Below are 25,483 nucleotides of genomic sequence, written 5' to 3' on the forward strand. Positions count from 1 at the left end.
GCTCACTCCGGTAGCGCCGCCGGGTTGCGCGCCAGCAGCCCGCCGTCCACCCGGTGCTCGGCGCCGGTGATGAACGACGAGTGCGGCCCCGCCAGGAACGCCACCAGCTCCGCCACCTCCTCCGGCCTGCCCACCCGCCCCAGAGGGTGGGCCCGCCCCCACTGCGCCACCTGCTCGTCCTGTGACAGCTCGCCCCGCCACAGGTCGGCCGCCCAGCGCAGCATCGGCGTGTCCACCGAGCCCGGGCAGACCACGTTCACCCGGATCCCGTCGGGCGCGTGGTCGAGGGCCATCGCCCTGGTCAGCCCGTTGAGCGCGGCCTTGCTCGCGGTGTAGGCCGCCACCCGCGTCTGCGAGGAGAACGCCTGCACCGACGACATCAGCACGATCGACCCGCCGCCGCGCGCCCGGATCCAGGGGATGGCCGCCTTGCAGGTGAGGTAGACGCCCTTGAGGTTGATGTCGAGGACCTCGTCCCAGACGTCCTCGGGGGTGTCCACGACCGTGCCGTAACGCTGCACGCCCGCGCACGTCACGACGATGTCCAGCCCGCCGTGACGCGTCACGGCCAGGTCGACCAGGTCGCGCATGTCGCCCGCCCGCCGCACGTCCGCGACCACCCCGGTCACGTGCTCGCTGTCGAACTCCGCGTCCTTGTCGGCGCCGCAGAACACCACGGACGCCCCGCCGCCGGCCAGCCGGTCGATCACCGCCCGCCCGATGCCCATCGAGCCGCCCGTGACCAGCGCCACCTTCCCGCCGAACTCACTCATGCCAGGACCTCCGCCCGCATCCTCAACACCTTGCTCTCGTGGGGGGCCAGGGTGAGCGCCGTGCCGTTGGCCACGGCCTCGGCCAGCCCGTCGGTCGGCATGCTGGAGAACGGCTCCAGCCCCAGTGTGTAGGCCCGCCCCCACCAGGGATAGCCGGTGGTCGCGCCGAACTCCTGCCACATCCACAGGTAGGGCAGCAGCGCCGAGTCCCACTCCACCCGCAGGCCGAGGTCCGTCCGGATCTCGTACCAGCCCTCGGTGAACCCGGTCAGGTAGACGATGTCGCTCGGCGCTCCGGGCGCCCCGACCACGCTGAGATCGGTCTCGCCGCCGCCCTCGGCCGGCACCACGGGCCACGTCCACGGCCCGCCGGCCCGGACCAGCCGCCCGGCCGGGTTGATCGCGCTCTCGTGCGGGACCACGGTGACGCCCGCCGGCAGCCGGATCCGGGCGCCCGGCCGCAGGAACGGCCGGCCGTACACGAGGTGCTGGCCCCACATCGCGTGCACCTCCACGCCCGACTCGTTGGTCGCGCGTCCCTCGAGCTCCAGAGCGGCCGTGCCCGACCGCACCCGCAAGGTCCTCTCCAGCAGGTACGGCAGCCGCCTGGTCCGCACGCTGAGTCGTACCGCGACCTCCTGCTCGGAGTCGGCCACCACCTCGGCCTCCCACGGCAGCCCCGCGACCTCGCCGTGCTGGGCCAGCCGCGCGCCCCGGTATTCGCTCGGGGCGCCGCCGTTGGGGAAGACCTCCTGCCAGCCGCCCTCGTAGTGGTCGACGAACTGGGCGACGTCGTCGGACGCGCCCTGGAGGTGGTCGGCCGGGGCGCGCAGGCCCTGCGGGGAGAGCCAGACGAAGTCGGTGTCGCTGGGCTTGTACAGGAACTCCACCACGTCGCCGCCCTTGCCCGGCACGACGGTCACGCGGAGCCGCTCGTTCTCGAGCACGACCGCCCGCAGCCCGTCGATCGCGACGTGCCGCAGGCGGGCGCCCCAGTTGCGTCTCAATCGAACGTCACGTCGATGAACCGGGGCCGGTAGATCGACACGTCGCGGTAGTGGTCGGTGTTGACGAAGCTGTTGACGTTGTAGGACACGACCAGACCCGTACCCGCCACGCCGGGATGCGCGTGGGCGTTGTAGGTGAAGATGTTGCCGCCCGTCTCAGGGGTCGTGTAGACGTGCTGCTTGCCGGTGAACGGCCCGAACGGCGAGCAGGAGGAGTAGGCGACGATGTTCGGGCTGAGCACCTCGCCGGTGTCATGCGTGATCAGCACGTATGCGTCGCCGACGCGGCTCACGCTGTATTCGTTGGCCACGCCGCTCATCACGCGAGCCGAGTCGGCCTCGTTCGGCGACCAGGTGCCGTCGGCCTTGAGAAACTCCCACTGGCCGAGCAGGCTCTGCCCCTCGACCCTGGCGATGTGCATGTACTTCGGCGACCCGTGGTCCTCCACCCCGTACACGTAGGTGTGGCGGCCGTCCTTGAGGATCCCCGACGCCCAGGCCACGCCGTGCCCCGAGGGGAGGTCGTGCACGCTGATCGGCTGGTTGAGGTGTCCCTGCGCGAACCTGGCCACCACGTTCCGGTGCCACCGCCAGTCCCAGGCGCCGCCGCCGAACCGCTCGTACTCCTGGTAGGTCACCTCGACGATGCCCCCGGCCAGCGTGGCGTCGCCGGCCCAGTACCAGTGGTTCTGGTCGCGGGGCGGCATGACCGCGGTCGGCTGCTCGGCGGTGCCGTCGTGGATGGTCGACAGCCGGCCGTCGCGCTCGACGGCGAAGGAGTTGTTCAGGAAGACGGTCGTGCCGCCCTCCTCGACCACCGGCGGCCGGGAGCCGTCGGCGTTGACCTGGCCCAGGAAGGTGTCGGAGAACACCCACAGCTCCTGCCCGCTCGGCAGCCGGAGCGAGTAGGTGCCGTCGGCTCCGGTCCAGTCGTCCAGGCGGCCGTTGTCGTTGCCGTAGTTGGTGAACAGGTTGGTCAGCCTGGTGTCGACGGTCGCGCCCCGGACCGTGGGGGCGCATGACGAGGCCGCCGTGGCCTGCTCGGCGACGGCCACGGTGGTGACCGGCTTGGGTGGAGCGGCGAACGCCTGCTGCGGCAGCGCGGTCAGGCCGAGCAGTGTGGCGGCGGCTAACGGGATCAGGGCTGACCGGAATCGCGTCATCACACGTCCTTGGGGGGAGGATGGGCTGCCTACAGTTCTAGTCATTAGATCACTTACTGTCTAGCCCTCCGGTGAGGTCCACTACCCTCGAACGGCCCCCTTCGAGAGGTCCTTTCGCCATGCCCGACCGATTAAGGCTCGCTCTGCGCCTCGCCGCCGTGATCGCCGCGGCGGTGCCCACACTGCTGGCCGGCGCCTCGTTCGGCGAGCCCTTCGGCTGGTTCGCCTATACCCCGCTCTCGACCGGCTTCTTCGAGGGCATGGCCCAGGAGCTCGGCCTCTGGGCCGACCTCGCCCTCCCGCCGGCCCTGGCCGTCCTGTCCCTCTGGGCACCGGCTCGGCTGCGGTCGGTGGGCATCCCACTCACCCTGCTGGTCATCGCGATCGACGTGCTGGCGCCTCTCCGCTACTTCACGGTCCTGCCCGTGCGCTGGGCCTCGGTCGCGGCGCTCGTGATCACGCTCGCCCTCCTCCTGGCCATCCGCCCCACCCCTCACCGAGCCCCCGGCGCCTCCCCGGACCACCTCGCAGACGGCGCCGCGCAGGATCGGCCTGCCGGGGACGTCGCACCGGAGCGGCCGGCCGGGCGCAGCGACTCCGGTCGGCCGCTCCCGCCCGCACAGGCCGCCGGCTGGACGGCCGCGCTCCTCGCCGTCCTTTGGCCTCTCCTCCAGCTCCGCCTGTCCCTGTTCGCCCCGGTCGGCAGGTGTGGCGAGAACTCCACCGCAGCCCTGATCCCGCTGCCGCTGGTGGTGAGCACGCTCGGCGCGACCGTCGTGCTGCTGGCCTGGGCCGCGACCCTGAGCACCGTGGCGGGCGCGCGGCTCGTGGCCGCGGTCACGGCCGCGCTGCTCCTCGTCCTCGCCCTGCCCGAGCTACCCGGTGTCACGTGGCCGATGACCTGCCTGGCCGCCGCGGCCCGCTGGCCCTATCTGGCAGCCGCCGTGTTCCTCGCCCTCGCCGCCCTCGGAACGCCGAAGCGGTCCGCCGCCTGACCAACCGCTCGCAACCCGTTCAACCACACAGTCCATACGAACACTTACCACCGTTCGTATGGGTTCCTATGACCGGTAGGGGACCGGGCGTACGGGCGCGGCCTGGCGTGTGAGGTCACCGCGACGGGGCGGTGAGCGTCGTCCACGTCGACGGCCGTGCCGTGCACGGGCCGCCGTCGTGCACCATGAGGCGGCCCGCCGCCGGCTCGGCCACCACTGTGGCCAGGGTCGCCCACCGGGTCCCGAGCGCGCCGCCGACCGGTGCGTGGCAGCACACCTCGGCCCCGCCGTCGGGGTGGACGGTGAGCAGGGAGGCGAGGTCGTCGGCGCCGTCGAGGCCGGGGCGCCCCTCGACCCGCGCGCGCAGCACGCGCAACCGGTCGTACGTCTCCGGCTCCAGCCGCCCGCGGAGCTCACCCGCCGCCAGCGCCGGGTCGAGGAAATGGTTGGCCCGGACCAGCCAGCCTCGCTCGTCGGGCGTGACCACCGCCGCGCCGGCCGGGCTGACCTCGACGGACGCCGCCCGCTCGGCGGTCACTACGGTCATCACGGTGGAGGCGGAGACCGGGGCGTCGGTGAGGATGGCGACCGCGTCGGCGAACGACGTCGCGCTGCCGAGCACCCGGCGGGCCACGAGGTGAACGGGTACGCCGCCCACGCCGTCGTCCACGTGGCCGAGGATGTTGAACAGCACCGCCACGCCGGCCTCGTTGATGCCGATCTTCGCCAGGATCCCGTACTCGGTGATGCCGGTGAACCCCAGCGTGCCGTCGCCCGCCGAGCCCCGCACCGACTGGACGTGCCACGCGCCGGCCAGCTCCTCGTGCCAGTCCCAGCTCTGGCCGCCCATGGTGCGGGCACCGGTGTGGACCACCGTGGAGCACTCGTTCGCGCGGGCCGTACCCGACGCGGCGAGGATCTCGGTCCGCGCGTTGAGCGCGGCCACCGTCCACAGCGGCACGCCCGCGCCCTCGGCGACGCCCTCCATCTCCTCGACGAGTTCCGGTGCCCACGCGCGGGTGGCGGTGACGGTGCCGAGGGCGAGCGTGGGGACGTCGAGCGTCACGCCGCGGGCCGCGGTCTCGAAGAGTTCGGCGTATGTGCGCCACGCCCACGTGATCTCGGGGCCGATCTGCCGGCCGCGGTCGTAGCCGCGCTGCCACGGGCCGGTCCCCTGCACCTTCAGGTGCGCGCGCGGGCTCACTTCTCTACCTCCGTGATGTTCTGACCGGCCGGGGTGTCCCGGCCGGTGTCCTGGCCGGCCACGGTGTCTCCGCTTCCCTCCGCGGTGCCCCCGTCGGCCTTCGCGGCGTCCCGGTCGGCGGCACGCCGGGGGCGCCAGCCCGGCCGTGGCGCGCTGTCGCGCAGCAGCATGGTGTAGGGGTGCTGCGGGTCGTCGAGCACCTGGGCCGCGCTTCCGCGCTCCACGATTTTGCCCTGGCGCATGACGACGACCTGTTCGCTCACCTGCCGCACGACGGACAGGTCATGGGTGATGAACAGGTAGGTGAGCCGGCGGGCCTGACGGATCTCGGCCAGCAGGTTCAGCACCTGCGCCTGCACCGAGACGTCGAGCGCGGCGACGGCCTCGTCGAGCACGAGGACGCGGGGCTCGGCGGCGAGTGCCCGGGCGATCGCGATCCGCTGCTGCTGCCCGCCGCTGAGCTCGCCGGGCAGCGCCCGGGCGTGCGCGGGCAGCAGGCCGACCTGGTCGAGCAGGGAGTCGACGCGCCGGCGCGCGTCGGCCCCGGTGACCCCATGGTGGAACGCGAGCACCTCCCCGATCGCCGACCCGGCCGTGCGGCGGCGGTTCAGCGATCCGTTCGGGTCCTGGAACACCATCTGGATGTCCCGGGCACGGGCGCGCCGTTCCGACCGGCGTGGCCGCCGCGCCACCGGCCGGCCGGCGAGGACGACCTGTCCGGCGTCAGCGCTTTCGAGGCCGACGAGAATCCGGGCGAGGGTCGACTTGCCCGAGCCGGACTCGCCGACCACCGCCAGGCAGCTGCCGTCGGCGACGCCGAGGCTGACGTCGTCGAGGGCGTGGACCGTCCGGCGGTGCCGGCCCCGACCGGTCGTGAACCGTTTGCGCAGTCCGCTGATCTCGATGACGTTTCCGGTCGTGGCGCTCACGGCCTCGCCTCCGTTCCTCGCCCGCCGGGCGGCCTGTCTGGTCTTCCGATGACCTTCCGGCCCGTGCTGTTCACGCCGTCGCCTCCGGGCCCGTCGCGTGGGCCAGTTCCCCGGCCAGGTCGTCGCTGCGGCGGCAGCGCACGGCCCGGTCGGCGTGGTGGGCGAGGGTGACCTCCCCGTCGGCGCACTGCGGCGCCGACCAAGGGCAGCGGGCCGCGAAGGCGCAGCCGTCACCCACCTCGTACGCGGCCACGGGCCGTCCCGGGATGACGGGAAGCACCGGGGTCTTCGCGGTGAGGCTGGGCCGGGAGTCGAGCAGCAGGCGGGTGTATGGATGACGCGGTGCGGAGTGCAGCTGGTCGGGGGTCGCGATCTCGACGATCTCCCCGGCGTACAGCACGGCGATCCGGTCGCACACCGCCGAGGCCAGTTCGAGGTCGTGGGTGACGAAGAGCATTGCCATCCTGCGCTCGCGGCGCTGCTCATCGAGGATCGCCATGACCTCTGACTGGGTCGTCACGTCGAGCGCCGTGGTGGGCTCGTCGGCGAGCAGCAGCCGTGGCGAGCCCGCCACGGCGGCGGCGATGACGACCCGCTGCAGCATGCCGCCGGACAGCTGGTGGGGGTAGGAGTCCATGCAGCGGTCGACGTCGGTGATCCCGACCTGCGCGAGCAGGTCTCGCGCCCGGCGGGTGGCCGCCTCCCTGCTCTCCCCACGCGCGTCGCAGAGCCCCTCGACGAGGAACTGCGAGACGCGCAGCACCGGGTTCAGCGCGGCCCGGGGATTCTGACTGATCATCGCCAGCGCGTCGGCGCGGAGCCGTCGGAGCGCCGAGGCGCCGAGCCGCCGCACGTCCTGGCCGTCGAGCGTCACCCGGCCCGTGACGCGGGCTCCCCGCGGCTCGGTGCGCAGCACGGTGCGCAACGTCATCGACTTGCCCGATCCGGACTCGCCGACCAGGCCGAGTGCCTCGCCGGGGGCGACGGACAGCGAGACGCCGCGCAGCAGCGTCCGGTCCCCGCCGCGGTGCGGCAGGGCAAGGCGGATGTCGTCGAGTTCGAGAACGTCTGTCATGCCCGGCCTCCGGCCCTGCGGCCGCCGAGCCGCTCTCCGATCACGCTGAACGCGGCGACCGCGACGACGATGCAGGTGCCCGCGAGCAGGCTCTGCTGCGGGTAGCCCTGGAGCAGGGAGTCCTTGCCCTGCGAGACCATCAGCCCCCAGTCGGCGGTCGGCGGCTGGACGCCGAGGCCGAGGAACGACAGCGCGGCCAGGTCGATCATCGCGTAACCGAAGTTGATGGCGGCCCCGGTGAGGATCTGTGGCGCGATGTTGGGCAGGAGGTGCCGTCCGCTCACCGCCATCCCGGACAGTCCCTGCAACTCGGCTGACTGGACGTAGGCGAGCCGCCGTTCCCGCAGGGCGACGCTGCGCAGCACGCGGGCGGTGTAGGGCACGTAGGCCAGCGCGAGCGCGACCGTGACCTGCCCGAGTCCCGTGCCGAAAACGGCGACGACGAGGATCGCCAGCAGCAGGTTCGGGAAGGCGAACAGCAGGTCGAGCACGCGGCCGACGAACGCGTCGACCCGCCCGCCGAACCAGGTGGCGACGAGCGCCAGCGCGGTGCCGCCGGCGCCGGCGAGCAGCACGACGACGGCCGCCCCCGCCAGGCTGGTCCGCGCGCCGTACAACAGCCGTGACAGCAGGTCCCGCCCCGACTGGTCGGTGCCGAGCAGGTGCTCGGCGCTGGGGACCTGGTAGCGCTGGACGATGCTGCCGACGGTCGGGTCGTACGGCGCGAGCAGTGGCGCGAGCAGGGCGGCCAGGGCGAGTAGCCCGGCGACCACGGCGGCGACGACGCCGAGGGGACCGAGCCGTTCCACCAGGTCGCCGCCGAGCGGGCGTCGCCGTACGGGCTGTGCGAGGGTTTCGGCGCTCACGCGCTCTCACCTCCGAGCTGGACGCGCGGGTCGATCACCGCGTAGAGGACGTCGATCACGAGGTTGACCACTCCGAACACCGCGACCAGCACGAGGGCGACGGCCTGTACGACGGCGAAGTCCTGCTGCTGCACGGCGTTGATGAGCATCGCCCCGACCCCGTCGAGGGTGAAGGCGTGCTCGACGACCGCCGCGCCGGCGACGAGGGCGGCGATGTTCACCCCGGCGATCGTCGTCACGGGCAGCATCGCGTTGCGGACGATGTGCCGGCGCGCCACCACCCGCCAGGGGACGCCGCGGGCCAGCGCGACGGACACGTGCTCCGCGTCGCGCTCCTCCACCACCGCGGTGCGCGTGATCCGGGCGACCACCGCAACCGCCGGCAGGGCGAGCGCCACCGCCGGTAGCGTCAGGTGCAGTATGCGGCCGGAGAATCCGGAACCGGCACCGAAGACCGGGAACCAGCCCAGTGTCACGGAGAAGACGCTCATGAGCAGGACGGCCGCGAAGAAGGTGGGGATCGCGAATCCCACGCTGGAGCCGAGCAGCACGGCGGTGTCGAAGGCACCGCCGCGCAGCCCGGCGATCACGCCGGCGAGGATGCCGAAGACCACGATGAGCACGGCGGCGTACGCCGTGAGCCACAGGGTCGTCGGGATCCGGGACGCCAGCAGCGACGCGACGTCCTGGCGGGTCGTGAGGGACTCGCCGAGGTCGCCGGTGAAAACGCCGCTCAGCCAGTGCCAGTAGCGGACCAGGAACGGGTCGTCCAGGCCGTACTGCGCGCGGATGGACACGAGGACCTCGGGGCTGACGGTCCGGCCCTGGACGAGGAAGCTCTCGGGCGTGCCCGGCGCGACGTACACCGCCCCATAGACGAGGAAGCTCGAAACGAGGAGCGTGGCGGCCAGCGCGCCGAGCCGGCGAATCACGAAGCCCGGCATGAGGTCTCCCTTCCCGAAGATCCCGGGGCCCGGGGCGCGTGGCCGCGCCCCGGTCCCCCGACGATCGAGGTCACGCCGCACCGAGACCGGCGGCCCAGGGGTAGTAGAGGTAGACGAACGAGGCCGGGACTCCGGTCACGCGCTTGTTGAGGAACAGCCGGACGGCCGGTTCGGCGATCGGGAGCCAGGGCGTCTGCTCCATGACCTCCGTCTGGAGCTCGGCGACAAGCTTGGCCCGTGCCGTGTCGTCGGTGGTGGAGGCCGCCTGCTCGATGAGGCTCTGCACCTTCGGGTCGTCGTAGCCGTTGAAGTTCTGCGACCCGCCCTTGGCGGCGATCGTGCGCAGGAAGGCGAGCGGGTCGGGAATGTCCATGTAGTTCGTCGTCATGAACCCGTCGTAACCGGCGCGCGCCTTCGGGTCGGAGAAGAAGGCGCCGTACTGCGCGCTCGGGATGCCCTTGGGCTGGATGGTGAGGCCGAGCTCGCGGGCGGCGTTGGACATCTCCGACAGGATGTCGGCGTAGAACTGGCGCTCGCTGGGGTAGGCGATCGTGATCGGCGCGCTGCCGGCATCCTTTCCGGCGAGGAGCTTCTTGGCCTCCTCGATGTTCTTGTCCGTGTCCGGCAGGGCGTCGTGCGCCGGTCCGAACACGTCGTCGCCGTAGGTCCACCCGCTGTTGGGCACCAGCGAGCGGGACGCCTGGGCGGTCCCGGCGAACACGGTCTGCGCGATCGCCTTCCGGTCCGTCGCGAGCGTCAGCGCCCGTCGTACCGCCGGGTCGCCGAGGGCGCCGTTGCCGGTGCTGATGACGGCGACCAGCTGCAGCGACTTGCCGAGGTACAGCTTCCCGTTCTGCGAGGCGGACAGCTGGTCGACCGCGCCGACGGGAACGTCGTAGGAACCGTCGATGGCGCCGGTGTCGAGCGCGCTCGCGATCGCGCCGGGGTCGACGATGAACTGCAGGTCGAGCTGCTTGGTCTTCGCCCGGCGCTGGGTGTCCCAGTAGTCGTCGTTGCGCTCCAGCGAGATCTTGGAGCCCTTCTCCCACGACGCGAGCTTGAAGGGCCCGGTGCACATGACCGCCCCCTCGGGCGTGCCGTACTTGCCGCCGGCCTGCTCCCGCTGCGCGCGCTCGACGACCACGCCGATGGGCGTGGCCATGTAGGAGTTGAGCGTGGCGTCCGGCTTCTTCAGCCGGATCGTGATCTCCCGGTCGCCGGTCTTGTCGATGGAGTCGATGTTGCCGGTGATCTGGTCCGACGCCCAGTAGCTGCCCTCGCCGGAGTCGAGGTGGCGGCGGAGGCTGAACAGCACGTCGTCGACGGTCATCGGCTTGCCGTCCCAGAACCGCACGCCCTCGCGCAGCGTGTACACCCAGGTCTTCTGGTCGGTGCTCTCGACCTTCTCCGCCAGGTTCGGCGTGACCGAGTAGTCGGGGTTCAGCCGCATCAGGCCCTCGCAGAGGTTCGCGACGACCGTGTTCTCCGGGTAGTTGAACGCCTTGATCGGGTCGAGCGACGCGGGCTCGCCGAAGGGCAGGTTCCACGTGGCCTTGTCGAGCTCGCCCTTCGCGGCGGGGGTGGTGACCAGCAGGTCGTTGAGCTTGTGCTCACCGGCCGCCGGCCCGGCCGAACCGGCCGGGCCGTTGCCGCCGCCACACGCGGAGAGCCCAAGGCTGAGCGAGAGGGCGAGAACCGCCGTCGCACGTATACGCATCTCATTCTCCGAACACTGAGGGGATCGGGCCCGCGGAGGCCCTCGGGTGAGTGGCCCTCGCAGCGATCGGCGGGCGGTGCCACAACACAAAACGTTTTGGAAGGGGACCGTACAGGACAAAATCTTCTAGTAAAAGGTTTTGTGTCCTATTCTTGACCCATGTCGGAGCAGTTGCCCCCCGCCTCACGCGCAACGATCAAAGATGTCGCCCGTGAGGCCGGCGTCTCCGTCACGACGGTTTCCCACGCGTTGAACGGCAAGGGGACCGCGTCGGAGGCCACGCGGCAACGGGTCCTCGCCGTCGCCGACCGACTGGCCTACCGCGCCCACCCCATGGCACGTGGTCTCCGCCGCGGGCGCACCGGCGTCCTCGGCCTGGACATGCGCCCCCTCGACGCCATCGGGTCCTACATCCCCGAGGGCGTCGACTACTTCGTACGGTTCGCCGGGGCGGCGGCGGTGACCGCGCTCGACCACGGCCTCGGGCTCATGCTCGTGCCGGACCTGACGCGCCCGGACATCCCTCAGTCCGCCCACGGGGTGGACGGCTACGTCATCGGCGACCCGACGCGTGACGATCCCGTCCTCACCCGGCTCCTCGACGCCGCCGTACCGGTCGTCACCGTGGGCCGCGACCCCGGACGGCCGGAGTTCACCGACTGGGTCGGTCCCGATGACACGCACGAGACCGAGCGCGTGCTCGAGCTGCTGCGCTCACGCGGCGCCCGGCGCGTCGCCTTCCTGGCCGGTACGGACGACAACGCGTGGAACGTCGACGCGGAGAGGGCCTACCGAGCGTGGGCGCGCCGCCACCGCGCGCCGGCGCGGGTGCTGCACGTGCCGGAATCGGCCGGCGAGGACGGCGGGCGCGACGCCGCCCGGCGGCTGCTGGGGGGAAAGCGGCAACGGCCTGACGCGATCTACTGCCAGACCGGCCGCCACGCGGCGGGAGTCCTCGCCGAGGCCCGGCGGCTCGGCGTGGCCGTGCCGGGGGACCTGCTCCTGGCCGCCGGCTCGGACGCCCAGCAGACCCGCCTCGCCATACCCGCGATCACCGCCCTCGATCTCGCCCCCGAGGCGTCGGGCAAGGCCGCCGTCGAGCTGCTCATCGCCCGTCTCAACGGCGAGACGGCAGCGGGGCCCGTCGTTCTCCCGGCGTATCTGCACATCCGGGTCTCGACCGGCGAGAGCTGACATCCCGGCTCCGCGCGGCCCCGGCGCGGGGGGCCGCACGTCGGGCCAGAACTGATCCCAGGGGCGCAGCGGGTCGCGGCAGACGAGGATGGGCAGGTGCTGCTCCTCGTTGGCAGGTCGGCGCGGTTGTCGATCCGGCCGCGCTCCTCGCACGTGGTGAACAGCCTGGCGGCGTGCTCCGCGGCGGCGTTCACATCACGGCGACCGGGGTGCCCTCCAGCGCGGCGGATGGGATAACCGGGAGCGCGACGACGCCGGAGACGGCCGTGTCGAGCACCAGGAGGCCGGTGAGCAGTGTGCGCCGCCCCGGGCGACGGCGTTCATGACCTGCCAATGGCGGCGGGTGGCAGATCTCGGAGGCGACCGCCGCAGTATCCCGTGTCACTCCGTACCGGGGGAAAACGGAGTGCCCCGGAGGGAAGGCGGCGGGTACGCTGCGCGAGGAACTCTGGAGGGGAATCGTCGTGGGGCACGTAGAGGTGGGGCATCTGACCTATGTGCTGCCCGACGGCCGGCCGTTGCTCAACGACGTGTCGTTCAGGGTCGGTGAGGGGGTCAAGGCCGCGCTGGTCGGGCCCAACGGCGCGGGCAAGACCACGCTGATGCGGCTCATCGCGGGTGACCTGCAACCGGTCGAGGGGAGCGTGGCCGGCTCCGGCGGGCTCGGCGTGATGCGCCAGTTCATCGGCAGCGTGCGCGACGGCAGCACGGTGCACGACCTGCTGCTCGGCGTCGCCCCTCCGGCCGTGCGGCAGGCGGCCGAGCGGCTGGAGCGGGCCGAGCTGGTGATGATGGAGCGCGACGACGAGAAGGCGCAGATGCGCTACGCGCAGGCGATCACCGACTACACCGACGCCGGTGGCTACGACATCGAGGTGCTCTGGGACACGTGTACGGTCGCCGCCCTCGGCCTGCCGTACGACAACGTGAAATATCGCGAAGTGTCCACCTTGTCGGGAGGCGAGCAGAAAAGGCTCGTCCTGGAAGCGCTGCTGAGAGGCCCCGACCAGACGCTGCTGCTCGACGAGCCCGACAACTACCTCGACGTCCCCGGCAAGGAGTGGCTCGAGCAACAGCTCCGCGAGACACCCAAGACGGTTCTGCTGGTCAGCCACGACCGCCAGCTCCTGGCCAACGCCGCCGACCGCATCGTCACCGTCGAGTCGGGCAACATCTGGATCCACGGCGGCGGCTTCGCCACCTACGCCGAGGCCCGCAAGGCTCGCAACGAGCGGCTCGACGAGCTGCGCAGGCGGTGGGACGAGGAGCACGCCAAGATCAAGGCGCTGGTCAACATGCTCAAGAACAAGGCCCGCTACAACGACGGGATGGCCGCCCCCTACCACGCGGCCCAGACGCGGCTGCGCCGGTTCGAGGAGGCGGGCCCGCCTGAGACGGCGCCCAACGACCAGCTCATCAGCATGCGCCTCAAGGGCGGCCGCACCGGCAAGCGCGCCGTCATCTGCGAGGAGTTCGAGCTCACCGGCCTCATGCGGCCATTCGACCTGGAGGTCTGGTACGGCGAGCGGGTCGCGGTGCTCGGCTCCAACGGCTCGGGCAAGTCCCACTTCCTGAGGCTGCTCGCGGGCGAGCCGGTCAGGTACTCGGGCGTCGCCAGGCTCGGCGCCCGCGTGGTGCCCGGCCACTTCGCGCAGACGCACGCCCGGCCCGACCTGCTGGGCCGCACCCCGGTCGAGATCGTGATGTCCGAGCACGCCAGGGACAAGAGCCAGGCCATGAAGGCGCTGGCCCGCTACGAGCTGGCGGGGCTGATCGCCGAGCAGCGGTTCGACACGCTCTCCGGCGGCCAGCAGGCGCGGCTGCAGATCCTGCTGCTCGAGCTCTCCGGCGCCACGCTGCTGCTGCTCGACGAGCCGACCGACAACCTCGACCTGGCCAGCGCCGAGGCGCTCCAGGTGGGGCTGAACGCCTTCGACGGCACGGTGCTGGCGGTCACCCACGACCGCTGGTTCGCCGCCGACTTCGACCGCTTCCTGGTGTTCGGCTCCGACGGCACGGTCTACGAGGCGCCACAGCCGGTCTGGGACGAGGCCAGGGTCGTCCGTCCCCGTTAAAGAGTTGGTACGGCTGGCGCGTGTCCTCTGCCAGCCGCACCCATGGAGGGGCTATCACGGCAAAGTGATCCCGCGTAGCCGAACCGTCAGCCTCCTCGCACTCGGGGCGATCTGTCTCGCCGCGTGCTCGACGGAGAAACCGTCAGAACCTCAGCTCAAGCCGCTCACGCTCAAGGAGCAGGTGTCGAACGTCGTCAAGTCGCCCGACGGCTACACCGTCAACTGGGCAGGAGTCATCGCCAACGCCAACCCATGGCACTTCGGCGAGCACGTCGTGGCCACGGTCGTCGGGCGTGACGCCGCCGGCGCCGAGGTCGTCAAGATGGAGCAACCGCTCGACGCGGTGCCGCCGGGCGGATCGCTGGCCTTCACCGGCCAGGCGACCGCCGCGCAGAAGCCGGTCAAGGTGACGATCGGCTATCGCCCGGCCCAGTGGCGGCCCGCCGTCCGCATCGCCTCGGCGTTCAAGCAGTTTCCCGTCTCACGGGTGCAGACCCTGCCGCAGAAGAACGGCTCCTACCTCATCACCGGGTACATCGCGAACCCGTACCAGCTGCCCGCGAGCACCCTGGTGGTCAACGCGCTGCTGCGTGACAAGGGGGGCAAGCTGCTGGGCGGCGGCAGCACGTTCGCGGACGACGTGAAGGCGGGCAGGCCGCCGCGCTTCATCCTGACCATCGAAGGGCTGCCCGCCGGGGCCAAGGTGGCCAGGACCGAGGTGACGGCCCGCACCTGGGGCTCGACCGCACGGCCCTTCGAGGACCTCGCGCTGGGCGGCGCGGTGCCGCTGCACACGATCAAGCCCTCGACCGCGCCGTTCGCCGTGGACCGGGGAAGCCAGATCCTGCCCGGCAAGCAGTGAGGGCCGCGCCCTGCCCGGGCGCGGCTCGCCTATGGTAAATCGCAATCAAATAAGGCTATAAATCGGGCACACCGTGAAATTCCGCACTGTGAGCCGTACAAATGAGTTGTTTTTCTGGCTCGCGCCAATGGCGATCTCTGCTATTCGCGGTGAAAGGGTAGAACTGCTAGTTACTAATCCATTACCTTCGGTCACATGAATGACCGCGTCCTGGTCGAGGCCCTCCGCGCCGACGACCCGGGTGCCCTCGCGGCGCTCTACGACTCACACGCCGAGGGCATCTACAGATACTGCTGGTCCCTTCTCCGCAATTCCGACGGCGCCCAGGTGGCGCTCCGCGACACATTGATCGCGGCGGAGGCGCACGCCGATTCCCTGGCCGATCCGGATCGTCTCCGGCCGTGGCTCTACGCGCTGGCCCGGGGCGAATGCCTGCGCCGCCGCCGGGCCGCGGGCCCCGGCGAAGCCCTGTCCGAGAGCTCCGAAGCGCCGCCCGGCGACCCGGCCGACGCCGACCTGCGTGTCATGGCGTGGAACGCCACCCAGAGCCTGGCGCCGGCCCACCGCGAGGTGCTCGAGCTGTCGGCCAGGCACGAGATGCCCACCGTCGAGCTCGCGGCGATTCTCGGCATGCCGCCGCGCCAGGTCGAGACGGCGCGCGAGGAGGCCCGTGAGCGGCTGCGCGACGCGATCACCGCGGAGTTCCTGGCCAGGAAGGGGCCCTACGACTGCCCTGGACGGGCGGGCATCCTGGCAGGGTTCGCCGGTGAGCTGACCCGGGAGCTGCGCGACCAGCTGGTCAGACACGTGCCCACGTGCGCCACCTGCTCGCCCCACCGCACCCGTCAGGTGTCGGAGGCCAAGGTCTTCGAGTTGCTCCCGGTCGTCACACTGCCCGCGACGCTCCGGGTCAGGGTGATGAGCTGCTTCGTCGACCCCGACCTGGTGCCCTACCGGCGCTACGTGGCCAGGCGTTCGGGCGCGCTGGACGCCGCCGGATTTCCCGTCGCCGATGGCCGGGCGGTTCGAAGATGGCCTCAGGCGATGGCGGGCGCAGTGGCGGCGGTCGCGACCGTGGTGGCGATAGCGATGCTCTTCAACTTCTTCGGCAAGGAGGAGCGCGGCCTGTCCGGCGTCGGAACGGCCGCGTTCCCGGCGGTCGGCGACGCGCCGGGCATCAGGCTCCCATGGCTGCCGGAGCCGCAGGACTCCCCGGTCAACGTCCAGCCCATCCTCGACACCTTCCCCGTCGGGGCGACCGGCTCGGCCTCGCCGACCGGCCCGGCCGGACCCGCGACGCCTGGCACGCACCCCACGACCGGGCCTCCTGGCGCCTCACCCCGTTCCACGCCCTCGACCCAACGGCCGGCGGGCACCCCCAAGCCGCTCCCCACCGTCCGCCCGGCCGACCCCGCCGGTCCCAAGGAGCCGCCCCGCGAACCACCCCGCGACCACCAGAGCCACACCCCGACGCCATGTCCCACCACCCCGAAACCCGCCCCTACCCGCTCGCATCCGGACAGACCGCGGCACACCCACACCCCCACCGTCACGCCGCCGACGAACACCCCGACGATCACCCCGACCCCGACCGTCACCCCGACCGCCACCCCCGAGCCCACGGGCACGCCGACCTGAGTCGATCCCGCGGGCGACCCAACCGATGACCTCTTGTTGGTCACGGTGCGTAAGAGATGTGTGTGCGAAGAGTGACTGATGGGAACTGTGCGCATAGAGATCATCCGAGGGGGGTTCTATGCACACGGTCAGGGCTGGACTTGTGGCCTGCCTGGCCCTCCTCCTGTGCTCACCGGCCTACGCCGACCCCAGGCCCTCCCCGCACGACATCTCCGAGGCGCGTCAGGCCGTACGCCACAGGAAGAAGGAGCTGGGTGCGGCGAGCGCGGCGCTCGCCACGGCGGAGGCCCGGCTCCATGACCTGGCCGCGGACGCGGAACGGCTGGTCGAGGCCTACAACGGCGAGCTCGTCCGGCTGCGGCAAGCCCGCGAGGCCCTGACGCTGGCGCGGGCCAGACTGACCGCGGCCGACATCGAGCTGGAGCGGGCGCGGGCGGCGGTGGCCGTGCTGGCGGCGCAGAGCTACGGCGGGTTCGACCTGCGCAGCCCGGCCATCATCATGATCAGCGACGCCGGTGACGCCGACGGCTACCTGCACCGGGCCAGCACGCTCGAACAACTCGGCGGCGAACGCGCCTACATCCTCAGCCGCATGCGCGACGCCCAGGAGGTCTCGTCCATCCTGCGGATCCAGGCGGCCAACGCCTACACCGAGCACGAGGCCGTGGCCGAGCGTGCCGAGCAGGCGCAGGCCGCCGCCGCGCAGGCCGTGGCCAGGCAGCGGGCCGACACCAAGGAGTTGCAGGCCGAGCGCGACCAACTGCGACGGCGGGTCGAGGCGGCACGCGGCCGGGCCGAGCGGCTGGCTCGGCGGCGGCAGGAGGCGTTGCAGCAGGTCGGCTACAGCGACGCGCTGCGGGGCACGGGCTCGCTGATGGGCGACGTGGCGGCCAACTGGGCGCTGACGCAGCTCGGCAAGCCGTACGTGTGGGCCGCCGACGGGCCGTCGAGCTACGACTGCTCCGGCCTGACCATGCGGGCTTGGGAACAGGTCGGGGTGCGGATCGACCACTGGACGGGCACCCAGTGGACGTCCGGCCCGCACATCCCGCTCGATCAACTACGCCGCGGCGACCTGCTGTTCTTCGGTTATGTCCCCGGCGACCCCGACACGATCCATCACGTGGGCATGTACGTCGGAAACGACCTGATGATTCACGCGCCGCAGACCGGTGACGTGGTGCGGATCGCCTCGATGTGGCGGCCGGACCTGGTAGGCGCCACCAGGCCCAGCGGCGATCAGTGACCGGCGATGACGATCAGTGCGCGTGACCCGTGTCCTTGAGCCGCTGGAAGGAACGGTCGATCTCGACCTCGGCCTCCATGCGGCCCACCCAGTTGGCGCCCTCGACGGACTTGCCGGGCTCGAGATCTTTGTAGACCTCGAAGAAGTGCTGGATCTCCAGCCGGTCGAACTCGGGAACGTGGTGGATGTCGCGGATGTGCTCCATCCGGGGGTCGGTCGCGGGGACGCAGAGGACCTTGTCGTCGCCGCCCTTCTCGTCGGTCATCCGGAACATGCCGACCGCGCGGCAGGTGATGTAGCAGCCCGGGAACGTCGGCTCCTGCAGCAACACCAGCGCGTCGAGAGGGTCGCCGTCCTCACCGAGAGTGTTCTCGATGAAGCCGTAGTCGGCGGGGTACTGCGTGGAGGTGAACAGGAGCCGGTCCAGCCTGATCTTGCCGGTCTCATGGTCCACTTCGTACTTGTTCCGTTGCCCCTTGGGAATCTCAACGACAACGTCGAACTCCACCGCGGTTCCTCCGCTCGAGCCCCCGGGTACTCCCGGTTGGGCGTTAATGTCTCGTAGGCGAACACCAGAGAGAGGTCAGGCGACGTGGCGCGGCACGAGCGGTGGGTGATGTTGACCACACTCGTCATGCTGCAGGCCGTCACCATCGTCACCGGCGTCTACGCGGTGCGCAACGATCTCAGCCTGAGCACGTTGACGAGCCGGTCTTCACCGACCACGCCGACAGCGTCTCCCGAGGAGTCTCCCCCCATCTCCGTGGTCACCGCGGGCCCTGTGCTGGCCCAGCTGCCGGCGAGGGCCGGAGACGGACCTCTCCCGACCAAGGGTACTTTGACGCGACAGCTCACCGACGCGCTGGGTGACAAGGCGCTCGGCGACCGGGTCGGCGCGGTCGTCCTCGACGCCGTCACCGGCGAACGCCTCTTCGCCTCCAACCCCGAGACCGGCATCGTCCCGGCCTCCACCACGAAGCTGGTCACCTGCGCCGCGGCGCTCGCCGCCCTCGGCCCCGACGCCCGCCTGTCCACGCGGGTCGTCCAGGGCGCGTCGGCCGACTCGATCGTGCTGGTGGGCGGCGGCGACCCGACGCTGGCCGGCCCGTCGGCCAAGCCCGGCTCCTACCCCAGGCAGGCTTCCCTCGCCACGCTCGCCTCCCGCACCGCCAAGGCCCTCAAGTCGCGGGGCGTCACCAAGGTCACGCTCTCATACGACGCCTCCCTCTACACCGGCCCCACGCTCGCCCCCGGCTGGAAGCCGAGCTACGTGCCCGACGGCAACGTCACCCCGGTGCACGCGCTGGCCATCGACGAGGGGCGGCAGCACCCCGGGCACTCCCAGCCGCGCGTGTCCGACCCGCCGCGCTTCGCCGCCGCCGCCTTCGCCGGGCTCCTGCGCAAGAACGGCGTCGGCGTCGCCGGCGCCGTCCGCCCGGCCAGGGCCGCGCGCGGGGCCGCCGAGCTGGGCAGGGTCGACTCGGCCCCGGTCTACGCCCTCGTCGAGCACGCGCTGACGTTCAGCGACAACGACCTGTCCGAGGCCCTGGCCAGGCAGGTCGCCATCAAGGAGGGGAAGCCCGCCTCCTTCGACGGCGCCAGTGACGCCATCCACGCGGTGCTCCAGCGCCTCGGGGTCGCCAAGGGCATCCGGGTCTACGACGGCAGCGGCCTGTCCACCCGCAACAGCATCAGCGCCGACGGGCTGGCCCGGCTGCTCGCCCTCGCCGCCGGCTCCGCCCACCCCGACCTGCGCGCGATCGCCTCCGGCATGCCGATCGCCGGGTTCTCCGGCACCCTCGGCAACGGCCGGCGCTTCACCGGTGGCGACAGCAAGGGCCAGGTCGGCCTCGTACGCGCCAAGACCGGCACGCTCAACCACGTCAACACCCTGGCGGGGCTGGCCACGACCAAGGACGGCCGGCTGGTCACCTTCGCCTTCATGGCCGATCAGGTGCCGGTCAACGCCGAGCCCGTCCTCGACCGGCTCGCGGCCATCGTCGCGCGTGCCTAGCGGCTGCCTAGCGGCTGCCTAGCGGCTGCCTAGCGGCTGCCTAGCGGCTGCCTAGCGGCTGCTCGGTGGCCGCTCAGTGGTGCTCCTTCGGATCGCGGCTCGGTCGCCGGGATCCGGGGCCTGACGGCGCCTCTTCGCGGCCCGAGCTCGGAGCACGTACGGTGGACTGTATGCAGGTGATCGACTGGGATCTGGCCGTCACGACCGGCACGCGCCTGGTGCGCCCCGGTCCTCAGGTGAGCCGAGAGGAGGCCAGGCAGGCAGTCACCGAGCTCCGCACCCTGTCCCGAGAGGCCGAGGGACACGTACGCGAGTTCACCAAAATCCACACCGAGACCGCCCCACAGCCGGCGACCATCGTCGACCGGCCCGGCTGGATCAAGGCCAACGTCGAAGGGTTCCGCGTCGTCCTCGAGCCGCTGACCCAGCGGATGGCGAGCGGTGCCAACCCGCCCCCGGCCATCGTCGCCGCGGTGGGCTCCCGCATCACCGGTGTCGAGGTGGGCGCGGTGCTGGCCTTCCTCGCCTCGCGGGTGCTGGGCCAGTACGAGCTGTTCCTGCCGCCCGACCCCACGGGTCGTGAGCCCGCCGGACGCCTGACGCTGGTCGCGCCCAACATCGTCCACGCCGAGCGCGAGATGAACGTCAACCCGCAGGACTTCCGCCTCTGGGTGTGCCTCCACGAGGAGACCCACCGGGTGCAGTTCACCGGGGTGCCCTGGCTGCGCGAATACATCCGCTCGCAGATGACCGAGTTCCTGCTGGCCTCCGACCTCGACCTGCCCACCCTGCTCGAACGGCTGCGCAGCGCCGCCGACACGGTGGCCGACGTGGTGCGCGGCGGCGAGGGCAACCTCATCGACGCCATCCAGTCGCCCGGCCAGAAGGAGATTCTCGACCGGCTGACGGCCGTGATGACCCTGGTGGAGGGGCACGGCGACTTCGTGATGGACGCCGTCGGCCCGTCGGTGGTGCCCTCGGTCGCGATCATCCGGGCCAAGTTCGCCCAGCGCCGCGAGGGCGGCTCCCGGCTCGACCGCACGATGCGCCGCCTGCTGGGCATCGAGCTGAAGATGAAGCAGTACGCCGAGGGCTCCGCCTTCGTGCGCACGGTGGTCGAGAGGGTCGGCATCGACGGCTTCAACAAGGTCTGGACCTCCCCGGAGACGCTGCCGACCACCTCGGAGATCTCCGACCCAGCCGCCTGGATCCGCCGCGTCGTCGACGCCCCGGCTCTCCCGGCCTGACCCCTCCCGAGATCGCCGGCCGGCGATCTCGGGGACAATGGGCCCTGTGGGTCCGCATCCAGCCGTAGCCGACGTCCGCAGGGTCGTGCGCGAGTCGCTGGCCGACGTTCCCGAGGGCCGGCTGGTGCTGGCCGCCTGCAGCGGAGGCGCCGACTCCCTGGCGCTGGCCGCCGCACTCGGCTTCGTCGCGCCACGGGCCGGGCTCAGAGCGGGCCTGCTGACCGTCGACCACGGGCTCCAGCCCGGCTCGGCCGAGCGGGCGGCGCGGGTGGCCGCGATGGCCGACCGGCTCGGCCTGGAGCTCGCCGAGGTGCTCACCGTCGAGGTCGGCACCGCGGGCGGGCCCGAGGCGGCCGCCCGCGACGCCAGATACGAGGCGCTGGCCGGTGCGGCCGACCGGCTCCAGGCGGCGGCCGTGCTGCTCGGCCACACGAGAGACGACCAGGCCGAGACCGTGCTGCTCGGCCTCGCCAGGGGGAGCGGTCTCAGGTCGATCTCGGGGATGGCCGCGCGGAGCGGCCGCTATCGCAGGCCGTTCCTGGAGATCTCGCGGGCCACGACCGTCGCCGCCTGCCGCGCGCTCGGCCTCTCGCCGTGGGAAGACCCGCACAACGAGGACCCCCGCTACGCCAGGGTGCGGGTGCGCACCAGGATCCTGCCGGTCCTGGAGGAGGAGCTCGGTCCCGGCGTGGCCGGCGCGCTCGCCAGGACCGCCGCGATGGCGCGGGAGGACGCCGACGCCCTCGCCGAGTGGGCCGAGAAGGCGTACCAGGATTGCGCTCTTAGCGATATCAGCGGCTCTGTGACGCTGGCCGTATCAGGGCTCGAAGGGCTTCCCCGGGCGGTGCGCCGGCGGGTGCTGCGGCGCGCTGCCATCGCGGCGGGAGCGCCGTCCGGCGCGCTGTCGGCGGCGCACGTGCTCGCCGTGGACCGGCTGATCACGCACTGGCACGGGCAGAAAGCCGTCGACCTGCCAGGGGGTCTTTCGGCAGTTCGGCGGTATGGGACCCTGATACTCGCCACCAGTCCTATCGCGTAAGGAACCACACGTGGACGCTGCCGACATGGGCAAGGACCTCGAGAGGGTCCTCATTGCCGAGGACGAGCTCCAGGCCAAGATCAAAGAGCTTGCCGGGCGGATCGACGCCGACTACGCGGGCAAGGACGTGTTGCTCGTCGGGGTGCTCAAGGGCGCAGTCATGGTGATGGCCGACCTGGCCAGAGCGTTGCACGTGCCCGTCCAGATGGACTGGATGGCGGTCTCGTCCTACGGGGCCGGCACCAAGTCGTCGGGCGTCGTGCGGGTGCTGAAGGACCTCGACACCGACATCATGAACCGCCATGTGCTGATCGTCGAGGACATCATCGACTCCGGCCTGACCCTCCACTGGCTGCTCGAAAACCTCAAGTCGCGCAACCCGGCCTCGCTTGAGATCTGCGCCGCGCTGCGCAAACCCGACGCCGTGAAGGTGCCGATCGATGTCAAGTACGTCGGCTTCGACATTCCCAGCGAATTCGTCATCGGATATGGGCTCGACTACGCCGAGCGCTACCGTAACTTGCCTTTCATCGGGACCCTCGCGTCCCATGTGTACAAGTCCTGACACCGGTGGTCGCCGGGAACACCGGGCCCCCTCACGTACGTTGGTAGGGCAAGACCGGTCTGGCGGGCGGTGCCGCCGCACGCCGTGCCGGTGTACCTTCTGACTCCGGAAGGGTGACCTCGTGTCCCCTTCGGGTAGTCAGAAGTCGCGGCGCCGGATGTCGCGGCCCCGGGGCGCACCCGGGGTTCCAGGCCATGGTCAGGAAGGGACGGGCCCGCAAGGGGGTTCCGCATCGGATGGATCTCAAGCGATTTACACGTGGGCCACTGCTGTGGATCCTGGGCATCGTCGTGCTGCTCCTGCTCGTCACCCAGCTCTGGAGCGGCGGCGGTAACTTCAAGCAGGCCGACACGTCCACGGTCCTCCAGCAAATTCGTGCTGGAAACGTCAGCAACGCGAAGATTGTCGACAAGGACCAGCGAATAGAGCTGACGCTCTACAAGGAGATCCCGGTCAAGCCGGGTGACACCCCCACCAAGATGATCCAGTCCGACTGGGTCTCCGGTTACGGGACCAAGCTGACCGAGGAGCTGCAGTCGCAGGTCCAGGCCGGCAAGACCAAGAGCTTCACGACCGAGGTGCCCCAGGAGAACTTCCTGGTCAGCATCCTGGTGAGCTTCCTGCCCATCGTCATCATCGTGCTGATCTTCCTGTTCATCATGAACCAGATGCAGGGCGGCGGCTCGCGGGTGATGAGCTTCGGCAAGTCCAAGGCCAAGCTGATCACCAAGGACACTCCCAAGACCACGTTCGCCGACGTCGCGGGCGCCGACGAGGCCATCGAGGAGCTCCAGGAGATCAAGGAGTTCCTGCAGGCCCCGGCCAAGTTCCAGGCGATCGGCGCGAAGATCCCCAAAGGCGTGCTGCTGTACGGCCCGCCCGGCACCGGCAAGACCCTGCTCGCCCGCGCGGTCGCGGGTGAGGCCGGCGTGCCGTTCTACTCGATCTCCGGGTCCGACTTCGTCGAGATGTTCGTCGGTGTCGGCGCCTCCCGGGTGCGCGACCTGTTCGAGCAGGCCAAGGCCAACGCCCCGGCGATCATCTTCATCGACGAGATCGACGCCGTCGGCCGCCACCGCGGCGCCGGCCTGGGCGGCGGTCACGACGAGCGCGAGCAGACGCTCAACCAGCTGCTCGTCGAGATGGACGGCTTCGACGTCAAGGGCGGCGTGATCCTCATCGCCGCGACCAACCGGCCCGACATCCTCGACCCGGCGCTGCTGCGCCCCGGCCGTTTCGACCGCCAGGTCACCGTCGACCGTCCCGACCTCGAGGGCCGCAAGGGCATCCTCAAGGTCCACGGCCGCGGCAAGCCGTTCGCCCCCGACGTCGACCTCGACGTCATCGCCCGTCGCACGCCCGGGTTCACGGGCGCCGACCTGGCCAACGTGATCAACGAGTCCGCGCTGCTGACCGCGCGGGCCGACCAGAAGCTGATCACGATGGACGTCCTCGAAGAGGCGATCGACCGCGTCATGGCAGGGCCCGAACGCAAGACCCGGGTCATGTCCAACAAGGAAAAGAAGATGATCGCCTACCACGAGGGCGGTCACGCGCTGGTGGCTCACGCGCTGCCCAATTCCGACCCGGTGCACAAGATCACGATCCTGTCCCGCGGCCGCGCGCTCGGCTACACGATGACGCTGCCGATGGAGGACAAGTTCCTGGCCACCAGGTCGGAGATGATGGACCAGCTCGCGATGCTGCTCGGCGGCCGCGCGGCGGAGGAGCTCGTCTTCCACGAGCCCACCACCGGCGCCTCCAACGACATCGAGAAGGCCACGGCCGTCGCCCGCCGCATGGTGACCGAATACGGCATGAGCGAGCAGCTCGGCGCCCGTAAGTTCGGCTCCGGCCAGGCCGAGGTCTTCCTGGGCCGCGAGATGGGCCACGAGCGCGACTACTCCGAGAAGATCGCCTCGACGATCGACGAGGAAGTCCGCCGGATGATCGAGACGGCGCACGACCAGGCCTGGGACATCCTGGTCGAATACCGCGACGTGCTCGACAACCTGGTGCTCGAGCTCATGGAGAAGGAGACCCTCTCCCGCGACCATGTGCTCCGCATCTTCGCCCCCGTGGTGGTCAAAGAACACCGTCCGTCCTACGCGGGCTACGGCAAGCGGCTTCCGTCCGACCGGCCGCCGATCCTGACCCCGAAGGAGCAGTCGGGCAACGGCTCGCTCACCACCGGCCACCAGGACGCGCTGCCCTCCGGGGACAGTGCGTGACACCGCACGAGGTCGATCTGGGCCGGATCGAGAAGGCCGTCCGGGAGATCCTCTACGCCATCGGCGAGGATCCCGACCGTGACGGCCTCCTCGACACCCCGTCGCGGGTGGCGCGGGCCTACGCGGAGCAGTTCTCGGGCCTCAATCTGAAGCCCGAGGACGTCCTCACCAAGGTCTTCGACGTCGACCACGACGAGATGATCCTGGTGAAGGACATCGAGGTCTACTCGACCTGCGAGCACCACCTCGTCCCCTTCCACGGACAGGCCCACGTCGGCTACATCCCCAACGAGAAGGGGCAGGTCACCGGCCTGTCCAAGCTCGCCAGGCTGGTCGACGTCTACGCTCGCAGGCCGCAGGTGCAGGAGCGGATGACCTCGCAGATCGCCGACGCCCTGATGCGGGTGCTCGAACCACGCGGGGTCATCGTGGTGGTGGAGGCCGAGCACCTGTGCATGACGATGCGCGGTGTCCGCAAGCCGGGCGCCAAGACCGTCACCTCGGCGGTCCGCGGCGACTTCCGCACCAGCGACAAGACCCGGGCCGAGGCGATGTCCCTCATCCTGCACAGCTGACACGGCAGTGCCCGCCCGGTGGCCACGTGGGATTCGTTATCCATATGGGGGACCCATGACATCAATGGGTACAGACGAGAGCCTAGGCTTGGCCCATGACAAGCCTGCCGACTAGCGTGCTGCG

At 71.1% G+C, this 25,483-nt stretch carries 23 protein-coding genes; 12 read left to right on the forward strand and 11 right to left on the reverse strand.

Annotation, left to right across the window (positions count from 1 at the left end):
• Positions 1-2 precede the first annotated feature (2 nt).
• The 3 genes from AB0C16_RS26455 to AB0C16_RS26465 are packed head-to-tail and all read right to left on the reverse strand — an operon-like array spanning position 3 to position 2,943.
• Entirely contained in the window at positions 3-773 is a 771-nt protein-coding gene (locus AB0C16_RS26455) for an SDR family oxidoreductase (RefSeq protein WP_357686649.1), read from the reverse strand.
• Positions 770-1,780 carry a DUF4432 family protein gene (locus tag AB0C16_RS26460; RefSeq protein ID WP_357686650.1) on the reverse strand — a complete coding sequence of 337 codons (1,011 nt, stop codon included), beginning with the start codon at positions 1,778-1,780 and terminating at the stop codon, positions 770-772. Before AB0C16_RS26460 ends, AB0C16_RS26455 begins: the two co-directional genes overlap by 4 nt.
• A complete protein-coding gene (locus AB0C16_RS26465) occupies positions 1,777-2,943 on the reverse strand; it encodes a DUF4185 domain-containing protein (RefSeq protein ID WP_357686651.1) in 1,167 nt (388 codons plus the stop codon). Before AB0C16_RS26465 ends, AB0C16_RS26460 begins: the two co-directional genes overlap by 4 nt.
• A gap of 119 nt (positions 2,944-3,062) precedes the next feature.
• Between AB0C16_RS26465 and AB0C16_RS26470 the strand changes: the two genes are divergently transcribed.
• Positions 3,063-3,938, forward strand: coding sequence for a hypothetical protein (locus AB0C16_RS26470; RefSeq protein ID WP_357686652.1), 876 nt, complete (start codon positions 3,063-3,065; stop codon positions 3,936-3,938).
• 115 nt (positions 3,939-4,053) lie between these two features.
• Here the strand turns inward: AB0C16_RS26470 and AB0C16_RS26475 are convergent, their stop codons facing one another.
• From AB0C16_RS26475 to AB0C16_RS26500, 6 genes are all read right to left on the reverse strand, one after another.
• Positions 4,054-5,142, reverse strand: coding sequence for a C45 family peptidase (locus AB0C16_RS26475; RefSeq protein ID WP_357686653.1), 1,089 nt, complete (start codon positions 5,140-5,142; stop codon positions 4,054-4,056).
• The gene (locus AB0C16_RS26480; RefSeq protein ID WP_357686654.1) at positions 5,139-6,071 is read right to left on the reverse strand and encodes an ATP-binding cassette domain-containing protein; all 933 of its coding nucleotides are present in this window, start codon (positions 6,069-6,071) and stop codon (positions 5,139-5,141) included. Before AB0C16_RS26480 ends, AB0C16_RS26475 begins: the two co-directional genes overlap by 4 nt.
• Positions 6,072-6,141: 70 nt before the next feature.
• Positions 6,142-7,146 (reverse strand): ABC transporter ATP-binding protein, encoded by a 1,005-nt coding sequence (locus AB0C16_RS26485; RefSeq protein ID WP_357686655.1) that lies wholly within the window; start codon positions 7,144-7,146, stop codon positions 6,142-6,144.
• Complete coding sequence (locus AB0C16_RS26490; RefSeq protein ID WP_357686656.1) at positions 7,143-8,012, reverse strand: ABC transporter permease; 870 nt, start codon at positions 8,010-8,012, stop codon at positions 7,143-7,145. Before AB0C16_RS26490 ends, AB0C16_RS26485 begins: the two co-directional genes overlap by 4 nt.
• Complete coding sequence (locus tag AB0C16_RS26495; protein ID WP_357686657.1) at positions 8,009-8,956, reverse strand: ABC transporter permease; 948 nt, start codon at positions 8,954-8,956, stop codon at positions 8,009-8,011. The genes AB0C16_RS26490 and AB0C16_RS26495 overlap by 4 nt, the downstream gene beginning before the upstream one ends.
• Before the next feature lie 70 nt (positions 8,957-9,026).
• Positions 9,027-10,673 (reverse strand): ABC transporter substrate-binding protein, encoded by a 1,647-nt coding sequence (locus AB0C16_RS26500; RefSeq protein WP_357686658.1) that lies wholly within the window; start codon positions 10,671-10,673, stop codon positions 9,027-9,029.
• Positions 10,674-10,832: 159 nt separating this feature from the next.
• On the opposite strand from AB0C16_RS26500, the gene AB0C16_RS26505 reads away from it, so the two are divergent.
• Positions 10,833-11,867, forward strand: coding sequence for a LacI family DNA-binding transcriptional regulator (locus tag AB0C16_RS26505; protein WP_357686659.1), 1,035 nt, complete (start codon positions 10,833-10,835; stop codon positions 11,865-11,867).
• Positions 11,868-12,057: 190 nt separating this feature from the next.
• On the opposite strand, the gene AB0C16_RS26510 is transcribed toward AB0C16_RS26505, so the two are convergent.
• Positions 12,058-12,252 carry a hypothetical protein gene (locus tag AB0C16_RS26510; protein ID WP_357686660.1) on the reverse strand — a complete coding sequence of 65 codons (195 nt, stop codon included), beginning with the start codon at positions 12,250-12,252 and terminating at the stop codon, positions 12,058-12,060.
• 79 nt (positions 12,253-12,331) lie between these two features.
• Here AB0C16_RS26510 and AB0C16_RS26515 point away from each other — a divergent pair, with 79 nt between their 5' ends.
• The 4 genes from AB0C16_RS26515 to AB0C16_RS26530 all read left to right on the forward strand — a co-directional run bounded on the left by AB0C16_RS26515 (position 12,332) and on the right by AB0C16_RS26530 (position 17,688).
• Positions 12,332-13,942: an ATP-binding cassette domain-containing protein gene (locus tag AB0C16_RS26515; RefSeq protein ID WP_357686661.1), complete on the forward strand. Its 1,611-nt coding sequence runs from the start codon at positions 12,332-12,334 to the stop codon at positions 13,940-13,942.
• A gap of 64 nt (positions 13,943-14,006) precedes the next feature.
• The gene (locus tag AB0C16_RS26520; RefSeq protein WP_357686662.1) at positions 14,007-14,804 is read left to right on the forward strand and encodes a hypothetical protein; all 798 of its coding nucleotides are present in this window, start codon (positions 14,007-14,009) and stop codon (positions 14,802-14,804) included.
• Between the two features lie 195 nt (positions 14,805-14,999).
• Positions 15,000-16,442 (forward strand): sigma-70 family RNA polymerase sigma factor, encoded by a 1,443-nt coding sequence (locus AB0C16_RS26525; RefSeq protein WP_357686663.1) that lies wholly within the window; start codon positions 15,000-15,002, stop codon positions 16,440-16,442.
• Between the two features lie 118 nt (positions 16,443-16,560).
• Entirely contained in the window at positions 16,561-17,688 is a 1,128-nt protein-coding gene (locus tag AB0C16_RS26530; protein ID WP_357686664.1) for a C40 family peptidase, read from the forward strand.
• Positions 17,689-17,701: 13 nt separating this feature from the next.
• On the opposite strand, the gene AB0C16_RS26535 is transcribed toward AB0C16_RS26530, so the two are convergent.
• Complete coding sequence (locus AB0C16_RS26535) at positions 17,702-18,196, reverse strand: inorganic diphosphatase (protein WP_357686665.1); 495 nt, start codon at positions 18,194-18,196, stop codon at positions 17,702-17,704.
• Between the two features lie 108 nt (positions 18,197-18,304).
• Between AB0C16_RS26535 and dacB the strand changes: the two genes are divergently transcribed.
• The 6 genes from dacB (at position 18,305) to folE (ending at position 25,359) form a co-directional block, all read left to right on the forward strand.
• Positions 18,305-19,702, forward strand: a complete 1,398-nt coding sequence (dacB, locus tag AB0C16_RS26540) for a D-alanyl-D-alanine carboxypeptidase/D-alanyl-D-alanine-endopeptidase (RefSeq protein ID WP_357686718.1) — start codon at positions 18,305-18,307, stop codon at positions 19,700-19,702.
• A gap of 170 nt (positions 19,703-19,872) precedes the next feature.
• Positions 19,873-20,949, forward strand: a complete 1,077-nt coding sequence (locus AB0C16_RS26545) for a zinc-dependent metalloprotease (protein ID WP_357686666.1) — start codon at positions 19,873-19,875, stop codon at positions 20,947-20,949.
• A 37-nt stretch (positions 20,950-20,986) separates the two neighbouring features.
• Positions 20,987-21,988 carry a tRNA lysidine(34) synthetase TilS gene (gene tilS / locus AB0C16_RS26550; protein WP_357686667.1) on the forward strand — a complete coding sequence of 334 codons (1,002 nt, stop codon included), beginning with the start codon at positions 20,987-20,989 and terminating at the stop codon, positions 21,986-21,988.
• Between the two features lie 10 nt (positions 21,989-21,998).
• Positions 21,999-22,553 (forward strand): hypoxanthine phosphoribosyltransferase, encoded by a 555-nt coding sequence (gene hpt / locus AB0C16_RS26555; RefSeq protein ID WP_357686668.1) that lies wholly within the window; start codon positions 21,999-22,001, stop codon positions 22,551-22,553.
• A gap of 236 nt (positions 22,554-22,789) precedes the next feature.
• Positions 22,790-24,784 (forward strand): ATP-dependent zinc metalloprotease FtsH, encoded by a 1,995-nt coding sequence (ftsH, locus tag AB0C16_RS26560; RefSeq protein ID WP_357686669.1) that lies wholly within the window; start codon positions 22,790-22,792, stop codon positions 24,782-24,784.
• Positions 24,781-25,359 carry a GTP cyclohydrolase I FolE gene (folE, locus tag AB0C16_RS26565; protein WP_357686670.1) on the forward strand — a complete coding sequence of 193 codons (579 nt, stop codon included), beginning with the start codon at positions 24,781-24,783 and terminating at the stop codon, positions 25,357-25,359. The genes ftsH and folE overlap by 4 nt, the downstream gene beginning before the upstream one ends.
• Positions 25,360-25,483: the final 124 nt, after the last annotated feature.

This window comes from Nonomuraea sp. NPDC048916, from assembly GCF_040649575.1.
GTDB lineage: Bacteria > Actinomycetota > Actinomycetes > Streptosporangiales > Streptosporangiaceae > Nonomuraea.

What these genes read in the sequence shown, in the direction of transcription:
- tilS (WP_357686667.1), top strand. Translation starts at nt 20,987, where the DNA reads ATGGGCCCTGTGGGTCCGCATCCAGCCGTAGCCGACGTCCGCAGGGTC.
- AB0C16_RS26505 (WP_357686659.1), top strand. Translation starts at nt 10,833, where the DNA reads ATGTCGGAGCAGTTGCCCCCCGCCTCACGCGCAACGATCAAAGATGTC.
- AB0C16_RS26495 (WP_357686657.1), bottom strand. Translation starts at nt 8,956, where the DNA reads ATGCCGGGCTTCGTGATTCGCCGGCTCGGCGCGCTGGCCGCCACGCTC.
- AB0C16_RS26525 (WP_357686663.1), top strand. Translation starts at nt 15,000, where the DNA reads ATGAATGACCGCGTCCTGGTCGAGGCCCTCCGCGCCGACGACCCGGGT.
- AB0C16_RS26455 (WP_357686649.1), bottom strand. Translation starts at nt 773, where the DNA reads ATGAGTGAGTTCGGCGGGAAGGTGGCGCTGGTCACGGGCGGCTCGATG.
- AB0C16_RS26470 (WP_357686652.1), top strand. Translation starts at nt 3,063, where the DNA reads ATGCCCGACCGATTAAGGCTCGCTCTGCGCCTCGCCGCCGTGATCGCC.
- AB0C16_RS26465 (WP_357686651.1), bottom strand. Translation starts at nt 2,943, where the DNA reads ATGACGCGATTCCGGTCAGCCCTGATCCCGTTAGCCGCCGCCACACTG.
- AB0C16_RS26530 (WP_357686664.1), top strand. Translation starts at nt 16,561, where the DNA reads ATGCACACGGTCAGGGCTGGACTTGTGGCCTGCCTGGCCCTCCTCCTG.
- ftsH (WP_357686669.1), top strand. Translation starts at nt 22,790, where the DNA reads ATGGATCTCAAGCGATTTACACGTGGGCCACTGCTGTGGATCCTGGGC.
- AB0C16_RS26545 (WP_357686666.1), top strand. Translation starts at nt 19,873, where the DNA reads ATGCAGGTGATCGACTGGGATCTGGCCGTCACGACCGGCACGCGCCTG.
- dacB (WP_357686718.1), top strand. Translation starts at nt 18,305, where the DNA reads ATGTTGACCACACTCGTCATGCTGCAGGCCGTCACCATCGTCACCGGC.
- AB0C16_RS26485 (WP_357686655.1), bottom strand. Translation starts at nt 7,146, where the DNA reads ATGACAGACGTTCTCGAACTCGACGACATCCGCCTTGCCCTGCCGCAC.
- AB0C16_RS26500 (WP_357686658.1), bottom strand. Translation starts at nt 10,673, where the DNA reads ATGCGTATACGTGCGACGGCGGTTCTCGCCCTCTCGCTCAGCCTTGGG.